The organism is Mycobacteroides sp. H001, from assembly GCF_001440005.1.
Classification (GTDB): Bacteria; Actinomycetota; Actinomycetes; order Mycobacteriales; family Mycobacteriaceae; genus Mycobacterium; species Mycobacterium gwanakae.
The window spans coordinates 1-9910 of the sequence record NZ_LJYH01000009.1; the positions used below are offsets into that span (position 1 = coordinate 1).

Here is a 9910-nt window from a genome sequence, read left to right on the forward strand (position 1 = left end):
GGGGTCGCGGGCGGGTCGGGTGGCGACTTACAGCAATGCTGTAGCCACAGCCCGGCGACCACGAGCGCCAACGCACAACCGGTGGCGATCACTACGCCGAATGTGTCCGCTGCCGCCGCGGCCAGCTGCGCGCGCCGCGGCAGGATGTAGACCAGCATCGCCAGCCACCATCCCGTCATCAGCGTGCCGAGCCATGCCGAGGCCTTCGCGACCACCACCGAACGTGCCACCACAAGCGCCGGCAAACGTCCCGTGCCAACCCCGATCTCACCGTCAGTGACCTTGTTGCGGATGTAGAACGCCCAGCCACCCTCGGCGATCGCCAGCACCAACAGCGAAACACCCCCGAGCAGCGGGATCGGCGGCAGGGAACCGTAAGCCACTGAGACAAAGAAGAAGCCGAGGATCGCCGTAACGGCACCCCCCAGCAGCAGTTCACGGATCCGAGTGGGTCCCATTACGCCGCCGGACCAGTCAGAGTGTCATCCACACGGCGGACGCCGGCACGTTCGGCTTCGGACAGACCTGCCACCAGCTCGGCAACCGGACGGAGCCGCCCCTCGACCGTCAGTGCGGCCTCCGGATCGAGCGCCAGCCACGGCACCAATACAAAAGCGCGCTCGTGCGCGCGGGGATGCGGCAGTGTCAGCTCCACGTCCTCCGAGAGGATCTCGCTAGCCACTGCGGTGCCGTCGACATCCTGTATGCAGCTGATCACGTCAACGTCGAGAGTGCGCGGGCCCCAGCGTTCCGCACGTACTCGCTGTGCAGACCGCTCTAGGCGATGCGCCACCTCGAGCCACTCCCGCGGTTCACGCCCCTGCGCGATGACCACGGCATTCAAATAGTCAGACTGCGGAACCGGTCCCCACGGTGCGGTTTGATACACCGGTGAAACGCCGATCACATCCGCGCCCAGCGCGTCGACGACCAATTGCAGGTGCGCGAGCCTGTCACCGAGATTGGATCCGATAGACAGCACCGCGCGGGTCACTGCGGTGATCCCCCGGGCCGCGATCTCCGGGAACGGCGGGCCACCACCGCAACATCGCTGAACGTCAACGGAATTGGCGCGTCGGGCTTGTGTACCACCGCCTCCACAGCGTGAACCCTGGCATCGGTCATCACATCGTCGGCGATCGCACCGGCAACCGATTCGATGAGATTGCGCGGTGGACCGGACACGATCGCGGCCGCCCGCTGAGCCAGTTCCCCATAGTCGAGGGTGTCGGTCAGCTGATCCGTGGCCGCCGCGGTATCAAGGTCCAGCCAGACAGTGACGTCTACCGAGAACTCCTGGCCGTCGCGACGCTCATGCTCGAAAACTCCGTGATAACCAAAAACTTTCAGGCCGCGCAACTCGATGCGGTCGGTCATTTCGTGCCGCCCTTGGTGCCGCGCTGGGCAACCTCACGACGCCACTTGCCCCCTGCGGTCTTACTGGGTTCGGGTCGAGCGGTCCGCACGGTCACCTCCATGGTCACCTCGTCCTGAGCGATTTCGGCGGCGGGCGTAGGTTCGGGCTCGGTCTGCTGTTCCGGGAGGTGCTCGCGCCCCTCTTCCTCGTCCTCTTCGATGGTCTCGACACCGCCAGTCTCCCAGGCCCGCACCACCTTCAGCGCGTCCATGGATGCCGTGACGTCATGAACCCGCACACCCCATACCTCATGAAGCGCGCCAAGCGCGGTGATGACGGCCGTTGCGGTTTCACGCCCGTCGGCCGGACGCTCCACGCCCTTGAGGTCGGTAAGTAGCGAACCCAGGAATCGTTTCCGGGAGGCGCCGATGAGAATCGGGTAACCCAGCTCCTGTAAATCCGGAATCGCTTGGAGTAACAGCCAATTGTGACGGGCAGTCTTAGCGAAGCCAAGACCCGGGTCAAGGATCAGCTTGTCCTGAGAAACTCCGGCCTTGAGCGCGACCTCTACCGACTCCATGAGCTCGCGTGAGACATCGGCAACCACGTCACCGTAGTTCTTAGCACTCGATGTGTGTATGAAATCCTTTGAGCGCCAATGCATCAGAATCCACGGTAACCCCAGACTCGCCATCAGCGGGGCCATCTCCGGGTCTGCCCGGCCGCCCGAGACATCGTTGACCATGTTCGCACCCGCCTCCACCGCGGCGGCCGCGACCTCGGCGCGCATGGTGTCAACACTGACGTTGATCCCATGGCTGGCAAGCTCTTTGATCACCGGGATGACCCGCTGCATTTCAATCTTCTGCCTGATCGACGTCGCGCCCGGCCGCGTCGACTGCCCGCCGACATCGATGATGTCGGCGCCCGCAGAAGCAAGCGCCAGCCCGTGCGCCACCGCATCCGACTGCTTGATGAATTGCCCACCGTCAGAGAAGGAGTCGTCGGTGACGTTGACGACTCCCAGAATATGGGTCAATGCGGGGGTATCCGTCACGCCGGCGATCATGCCCTCATCATCAGGTCGAGAACCTCGGCCCGCGAGGCGGCGTCAGTCTTGAACTGGCCACGCACCGCGGAGGTGGTTGTTGTCGCTCCGGGCTTGCGCACACCGCGCATGGCCATACACAAATGCTCGGCTTCGACCACGACAATCACGCCGCGCGGCTCCAACTTGCGCACCAACGCGTCGGCGATCTGTGCCGTCAATCGCTCCTGCACTTGAGGCCGTTTTGCGTAAAGATCAACCAGCCGAGCGATTTTCGATAGTCCAGTAACCCGGCCATGCTTACCGGGGATGTACCCCACATGTGCCACACCGTGAAACGACACCAAGTGATGCTCACATGTCGAATACATCGGTATCGATTTCACCAGCACCAACTCGTCGTGCTGTTCGTCAAAGGTGGTGTTCAACACCGTATCTGGGTCGGTGTAGAGACCGGCAAATATCTCCTTGTACGCGCGCGCCACGCGGGCGGGCGTGTCCACCAGCCCATGCCGGTCCGGGTCCTCACCAACTGCTAAGAGCAGTTCACGGACCGCAGCCTCGGCACGTGCCTGGTCGAAGACGTGACCAGCCGGCTGGCCGTTACGCTCGGCCGTCTCGGGCGAGTTCATATCAGCTCTTGCTCTCGCTGCCCTCATCCGGAGCCGGCTGCTGATGCGGAGTTGGCACGGGATACGGGTAGGGCTGCGGGACATGCGGTGGGTACGGAGCGTGTCCCTGCGGCGGGTAACCCGGCTGCGGGTACGGAGGCTGCCCCTGGGGCGGCCAGCCGGGTGCATACCAGCCCGCGGGTGCACCATAGTTGGCGCCCGACGGCTGACCCGGATGACTTCCTGGCGGAACCGGTTGACCGCCTTGACCATTCGGCGCAGACTGCGCCCCATTCGCGGGCACCGCAGCGGCCGCCTGTTCGGCGATGGCCTTCTTGAACGCGGGCTCGGGGACCGGAGGAGGCCAGGGTTCACCACGTTCGATGGCGAGCTCCCCCGGGGTCTTGATGGGGGGCTTATCGGACGGAATCCGGCCTCCGAAGTCGTCGAACATGGTCAATCGCGGACGACGCTGCACGTCCTTGAAGATCTCCTCGAGATCCTTGCGGACCACCGTTTCCTTCTCCAGCAGCTCGCCGGCCAACGTGTCCAGCACATCTCGGTACTCGGTGAGGATGGCCCACGCCTCGGTATGCGCGGCTTCGATGAGATTACGTACCTCCTCATCGATTTCGCGAGCGACCTCGTGGGAGTAGTCCGGCTGCGTGCCCATGGTGCGTCCCAGGAACGGGTCGCCGTGTTCGGTGCCGTAGCGCACGGCGCCGAGCTTGGCGCTCATGCCGAACTCGGTGACCATGGCGCGAGCCTTCTTGGTGGCCTGCTCGATATCGGACACCGCGCCGGTGGTCGGCTCGCGGAATACGAGCTCCTCGGCGGCGCGGCCGCCCATGGCGAACACCAGCTGCGCAATCATCTCGGATCTGGTGGCCAGACCCTTGTCGTCCTCGGGTACCGCGATGGCATGCCCGCCGGTACGCCCGCGCGCCAGGATGGTGACCTTGTAGACCCGCTCGATATCTGGCATCGCCCACGCCGCCAGGGTGTGCCCGGCCTCGTGATAGGCGGTGATCTTCTTTTCGTGCTCACTGATGATGCGGCCCTTGCGGCGCGGCCCGCCCACAACCCGGTCGACGGACTCCTCCAGCGCCGCGGCCGTGATGACGGTGCCGTTCTCACGTGCGGTGAGCAGGGCGGCCTCGTTGATGACATTGGCCAGGTCAGCACCAGACATACCCACGGTGCGCTTGGCCAGCCCGTCGAAATCGACGTCGGGGCCGAACGGCTTGCCCGCCGAGTGGACCTTGAGCACGGCCTTGCGGCCGGCCAGATCGGGGCTCGACACCGGGATCTGCCGGTCGAAACGACCGGGGCGCAGCAGCGCCGGATCGAGGATGTCGGGACGGTTGGTCGCGGCGATAAGGATGACGCCCTGCCGGTCGCCGAAGCCGTCCATCTCGACCAGCAGCTGGTTAAGGGTCTGCTCGCGCTCGTCGTGACCGCCGCCCAGACCCGCACCGCGCTGGCGGCCCACGGCGTCGATCTCGTCGACGAAGATGATGCAGGGGCTGTTCTGCTTGGCCTGCTCAAACAGGTCGCGAACACGCGAAGCACCAACGCCCACAAACATTTCCACGAAATCGGACCCGGAGATGGTGAAGAACGGCACTCCAGCCTCGCCAGCGACCGCACGCGCCAGCAGCGTCTTACCGGTACCCGGCGGGCCGTAGAGCAGCACACCGCGCGGGATCTTCGCCCCCAGCGCCTGATACCGCGACGGGTTCTGCAGGAAATCCTTGATCTCGTAGAGCTCTTCCACGGCCTCGTCGACCCCGGCCACGTCGGCGAAGGTGGTCTTCGGCATGTCCTTGGACAGCTGCTTGGCCCGTGACTTACCGAAACCGAAGCCCATGCCGCGACCACCGGACTGCATGCGGCTGAATGCGAAGAACAACACCACCAGCAAGATCACCGGCAGCAAGTACAGCAGTAGCGATCCCAGGATGCTGCCCTGGTTCACCGTCGTACTGACGGCCGCACCCTTGCCGTTCAGCTTCTCCAGCAGCGGCACCCCGTACCCGGTCGGGTACTTGGTGATGACCTTGTCCTTGCCCTCGGTATCACCGTTGCCGGCCTTGAGGTCCAGCCGCAGCTGCTGCTCACGGTCGTCAATACGAGCACTCTTGACGTTGTCGGTGTCGATCTGCTTGATCGCGACCGTGGTGTCCACGGGTTTGTAACCGCGGGTGTCGTCGCCGAAGTAGAAGAACGACCACCCCAGCAGCAGCACCACCACGATGACGCCCAGGGTGCGAAACACGTTTGTCCGGTTCATACAGCGTCGGCCGCGGTCAGCGGCCCGGTCCTTCCGTCGTCATGGGGCAGGCCATAGGCATACGTAATGAACTCTCAGGCTACCTCACCTGCATGTTCGCATCTGTGGTGCGCACTACGCCGAGGGAGAAAACGGAGGTAGTCCCCAGGCTCAATAAGGGGCTAGGTGTTGAACAGGCTGATATGCAGGTAGACCTCATCGGGTGACCTGACATCTTGGACGATGGTGCGATAAACCCATGGCTTCTCCACATGGTCTTGGGCCTCTGTGACGTTCGTGGCGCCCGACAACGGCGGACCTGCGATCACCGTGAGGGTCGCGGGGTTCTGCACAGGGCGGAACAGCCCGGTGAACTTCGAATTCCGCAACGTCATGTCCACATCCCGTGCCGTGGCCCGCAGCACCACCGCATAGAGCGTGTCCTGGAAGTGCGTTCGCCTCACTTTCAGGACCGCGACACCGTCCGGGACGTCAATCCGCCCGAACGCCTCGGCCTCGGCGAGCGGAACCTCGACCGGGTCATCACCGAATGTGAATACCGAGCAGCCAGCTAACAGGGCACAGAACATCACCCCCGCCAATACCCGCATGTTCCCCCTTTCACACCCCTCAAGTGCCTGCTCAGGCGGCCAGAGCGTGATCTTGTTCACGGTACTATCCCCCGAGCCTCACGACGCGGGCACCAGGTCTGCGTGCGGCCGAGAACGAAGAGGTCCAGTCATGCCTGGTCGCCACAGTGAACGCAATCGCAGAAGACAACAGTCTGGCCGCACGAGTCTGCCCAAGTGGATCGCACTGGCGGTAGTCGCCATCCTGCTCGGCGGGCTCGGGTTCTTCGCATACAAGAAATTCTCCGGACGATGCGCAGACGTCACCCCCTTCACGGTGGCCACCGACCCGGCCATCGCGGCGGCCGTCTCGAAGGCAATTGGCGGCGCGAGCGCCAAAGAAATCGGCTGCACAAAACTCACCGTGGAGGCGAAACCCTCCGCGGCAACAGCAGCGGCGCTCGGCAAGCCCGGAGGTGCGCCCACATTGTGGCTCCCCGATTCGTCCATCTGGCTGGCAAGGCAGATGCGCGCCACCGGGTCCCCCTTGGATTCGGCGAGTCAGTCGGTGGCCCGAACCCCCGTTGTGGTGGCCGCCAAGCAGGGCGAAACGCCGACATTCGACTCCTGGCTGAGCGTGTTGAAGCAGCCCGCACTGCGGATCGGCAATCCACTCGACGACACGGTCGCCGCCGGCCCGGTGGTGGGCGCACTCGCCGAGGCCGAACAGGGAAAGAGCGATCCCAACGCCATCACGGCGGCCGTGCTTGGTCAGCGAAACAGGGATCGCGCTGACATCACCACGGCGCGGGTTGGCTTTGAAGGTGTGCAGGTCATCGACGGCAAGCTGCGTGTATTCGGGCACGCGCCGCAGTCTGGCAGCAGACGATGAAACCGGGCGTACACGCCGTCTCAACGCTGACATCAAACACCAAACAGCAACGCAACCAACGCCGCACGGATGTTGGCTGTTACCTCACCGCAAGTTACTCCGGAAGTGGGTGGTCGTCGACCTTTATACGGAAGTCGACCTTATCTCCCTCGACCTTTGAGACGGTGAGGGTCAGACCCGCTTTCTGCCCGTCCTCGCTCATCACGCATCGCTGGGTAGCGCCCACGGTCGCATCAAGAGGCCCCTCGCATACAACCGACTCCACCTTGCCACCAAATTGAGCTTCAAGACGCTCGGCCGCGATCTTTCCAGCTTCTTCTTTCGGAATCTGTCTTACGGATGAGGTCGGTGGTGTTTCGGCCGTTACCGTTCCTGCATGCCATGTCGACTTGACTGAACACCCTGACACCACAAGGGCGGTCAAGATAAGAGCTACCGATGCCGGCCTGTATTGCATTATCGCCCTACTCGCTTTCTTTCACGAGGATAGAATCGAACAGCTTCCTGAAATCCAGTGCACAATCTTCAAATACAGACTCTGGCGCTGTCAAAAGGAAACTCAAGACACGTGATTTGAATCCTGGAAAAGTAACCAAAATCTCACTTTGGATTATCGCAACACGACCACCTTGAGACACCTTGGTCTCGAACGAGATTTCTTGACCGTACATTTCAGGGTCACGGTCGGAGATGAACTCACCACGACGAAGCCGAACCTCATCATAGGTGTCGGCCACAACTGCGCGACGCGAGGAAGCGAGCACCTCCAACGACGTTTCTACATCGGGGAGTTCCACGACCGAGATTAAAATCTCTGGCACAATCGGCCGGCCAGTTTCGCTGTCCCTTGTGACGCAGAGAAAGGTATCGCCACGCCGGGCCTGCTCAAGGCTCACGCTCCAGCCAACAGGAGCGTGGCCTTCGAGCCCAAGTTCAAGAGTGGTCATTTCCACCTCCGCCTGTCGATTCACTCGACTTTAGCAACTTCACGGACCGAACACCGAGGGGATTCCGCTGGATATCCATTGACCAGCCGGCCCGAAGGCGCCCTGGATGAGCTCGGGCACATTCACAACCCCTTGTATGGTGCTACCAACCTCGACCTGCCGCCACGCCGTAGTCAGGGGCAAATTAACGTAGAAATTGCCACCACCAAGATTTTGAAATGTAGTAGTCGCACCGATAGGCGTACCAGTGGTCGCACCTGTACTAGCACTGGGGCCCACTTTCAGCGTATTAGTGATAATGCCCTGAACGCCGGGGCCCGATACTAGGTTCTTGTTCTCGAGATTGTAACCTGCAAATGCTTCCGCCTTGGGCAGCACGGGCTGCGGGCTCTGCGGATTCAACACCGCCGAAGCCTCTACCTCACCACCCAGTTTTTGCTGGAATGTGCTTTCAAAGTTGTATTCCCCCATGGTCGCTTTGCCAATAGAGACGGGATCCTTGTTTTGTAGGCCGTGCCTCCCCTCGATTCCGAGTTTTTGGCTGCCGTCCGGAAAATTCTTGTTAATGGGTTTCAATTCGCCAGTGATGTCCCAGGGCTTCTCCTCAGGAGCTCCCTGCTTAGGGGCACCCTTGATTTTCTTGGGCTCCTTGGGCGTCTGCTGATTTTGCTGTGTCGACGTCGGGGTTTGTTGAGTCTGCTGATTTTGCTGCGTCGACGTCGGGGTTTGTTGAGTCTGCTGCGTGGTCTGCGGCGCCTGCTGGGTCTGCGTGGGAGTTTTAGGCGCTTGCTGAGTCGCTTGTTGCGTGCCCTGTTGCGCAGCCTGCTCGCCGGCTTGTTGCGACCCACGACGAGTCGCTGCCGACGCCAGATCCGTCGGGTCCATCGGGCTGTTGTCCTTATTCGGCAGCCCAGGGTCTTTCTGCGGCTGCTGCTGACCCGGTTGGCCCTGGTTTGGCTGGCCCGGCTGCTGACCGGGCTGGCCCTGAGGCTGCTGCGTGCCGGGTTGTTGCGGCGCCTGCTGTACCGGCTGCTCGGGTGCCTGCTGCGCCGGAGGCTGTTGCCCGGCAGGGTTCTGTGGCGCCTGCGCGGGCTGCTGCGGGGCCTGGGGTGCTTGCTGCACCGGGGGCTGTTGTGGCTGAGCGGGCGCCTGCTGTACCGGTGCTTGGGCGGGAGGTTGGGCGTCGGGTTGCCAGGGTCCGTAGTTGGGTAGCGGTTCGCCATGGGCGGCGCGTTGACCGGACATTTGTGGGCCCATGTTTTGGGAGGCTTGCTGGCCGCCGCCTTGGGCGGGGTTTTCGTTGTAGATCGAGATTCCCGAGTTTTGGTTCAGGGGCGCCTGGTTGATGCCGCCTTGATAGTCGGGTTGCTGGGCGGGCATGTCCGGTGGTCTGAACTGGCTGCCGCCCCCAGGAGGACCGTCAAGGCCGCCTCCGCCGCCGCAATCCGGTGGGCAGGCGGCACGCGCCAGAGGTGCGGCGCCGGGGCCGGTGTAATCGGCCGGGGACGCCAGTCCAAATCCCATGGCGCTAAACCAGATGAGTGCAATGACGGCGCCGCCGGCCTGCATCTGCCCGAGCGGGCTGGTTCCGCCGCCGCTGCTGCCGTGGGTGTGGGCCCAGGTCCACCACCCTGATAGTGCTTTCCACCACCACGTATTCGCGAAGAAAGCGACGGTCAATATCGCAGCAATGGCCGCCAAGGCAGCCATCGGGTCGTCGCCGGAAAGCCACCCCGACACCCGCGGAACGACGTACCCGGATAGGAACACCAGCGCCACCCCACCGGCGAGCAGCGTCAGACCCAGGCCCGGGTGACTGGACCAAAACAGCGCCCACCGCTGCTGCTGGCTGAGGTTGTGTTGGCGTTCTCGGGCACCTGAATTGGCGAAGATCAGCGTGGCAAGGGTTTTGGCGCCGCCGAACAGCAGCGCACCAAAAACAGCGATCAACGCCACAACCACCAGCTGCGAGATCAACGTCCACTCGGTCGCACCGCCGGTGCCGGTGATGTGTGTCCACCAGCTGGCGGCGTGTCCGCGCATCACCCACCAAATACCGCTGGCGCCAATGACGATTCCGGCCGTGGCACGCACAGGGGCAGAAATACTAGCCAACGGCACCAAGGCTGCGGCGGTGACCGGGGCCAAGGCACGACGCAGCAAGGTGATGCCCTTGCCCAAGGCAGTAAACGCCAAGCACAGCAGCACAACCCA

10 protein-coding genes and 1 pseudogene are annotated in these 9910 nt (G+C 63.1%); 1 reads left to right on the plus strand and 10 read right to left on the minus strand.

The genetic code is table 11. The annotated features are described in order from the left end of the window. The 7 genes from AOT83_RS00105 to AOT83_RS00135 all read right to left on the minus strand — a co-directional run. The coding region (locus AOT83_RS00105; protein ID WP_057980002.1) for a DUF3180 domain-containing protein at positions 1-458 on the minus strand (458 nt) is incomplete at its 3' end. After that, positions 458-994 carry a 2-amino-4-hydroxy-6-hydroxymethyldihydropteridine diphosphokinase gene (gene folK / locus AOT83_RS00110; RefSeq protein WP_057963925.1) on the minus strand — a complete coding sequence of 179 codons (537 nt, stop codon included), beginning with the start codon at positions 992-994 and terminating at the stop codon, positions 458-460. The genes folK and AOT83_RS00105, both read right to left, overlap by 1 nt. Further along, on the minus strand, positions 991-1377 hold the full coding sequence (folB, locus tag AOT83_RS00115) for a dihydroneopterin aldolase (RefSeq protein ID WP_057963926.1): 387 nt from the start codon (positions 1375-1377) through the stop codon (positions 991-993). Before folB ends, folK begins: the two co-directional genes overlap by 4 nt. Further along, positions 1374-2426 (minus strand): dihydropteroate synthase, encoded by a 1053-nt coding sequence (gene folP / locus AOT83_RS00120; protein WP_057963927.1) that lies wholly within the window; start codon positions 2424-2426, stop codon positions 1374-1376. The genes folB and folP overlap by 4 nt, the downstream gene beginning before the upstream one ends. After that, positions 2423-3037: a GTP cyclohydrolase I FolE gene (gene folE / locus AOT83_RS00125; protein WP_057963928.1), complete on the minus strand. Its 615-nt coding sequence runs from the start codon at positions 3035-3037 to the stop codon at positions 2423-2425. Before folE ends, folP begins: the two co-directional genes overlap by 4 nt. Before the next feature lies 1 nt (position 3038). Beyond that, positions 3039-5309 carry an ATP-dependent zinc metalloprotease FtsH gene (ftsH, locus tag AOT83_RS00130; protein WP_057963929.1) on the minus strand — a complete coding sequence of 757 codons (2271 nt, stop codon included), beginning with the start codon at positions 5307-5309 and terminating at the stop codon, positions 3039-3041. A 161-nt stretch (positions 5310-5470) separates the two neighbouring features. Further along, positions 5471-5899, minus strand: coding sequence for a hypothetical protein (locus tag AOT83_RS00135; RefSeq protein WP_057963930.1), 429 nt, complete (start codon positions 5897-5899; stop codon positions 5471-5473). A gap of 205 nt (positions 5900-6104) precedes the next feature. Here AOT83_RS00135 and AOT83_RS00140 point away from each other — a divergent pair. After that, positions 6105-6623 (plus strand): annotated as a pseudogene (locus AOT83_RS00140) (substrate-binding domain-containing protein); the annotation flags it as partial. 220 nt (positions 6624-6843) lie between these two features. Here AOT83_RS00140 and AOT83_RS28000 read toward each other — a convergent pair. From AOT83_RS28000 to AOT83_RS26535, 3 genes are all read right to left on the minus strand, one after another. Beyond that, entirely contained in the window at positions 6844-7173 is a 330-nt protein-coding gene (locus AOT83_RS28000) for a DUF4333 domain-containing protein (protein ID WP_234796093.1), read from the minus strand. 40 nt (positions 7174-7213) lie between these two features. Then, entirely contained in the window at positions 7214-7696 is a 483-nt protein-coding gene (locus AOT83_RS00145; protein ID WP_057963933.1) for a hypothetical protein, read from the minus strand. Positions 7697-7735: 39 nt separating this feature from the next. After that, positions 7736-9910, minus strand: a 2175-nt coding sequence (locus AOT83_RS26535; protein WP_057979808.1) for a hypothetical protein, incomplete at its 5' end; no start/stop codon positions are given.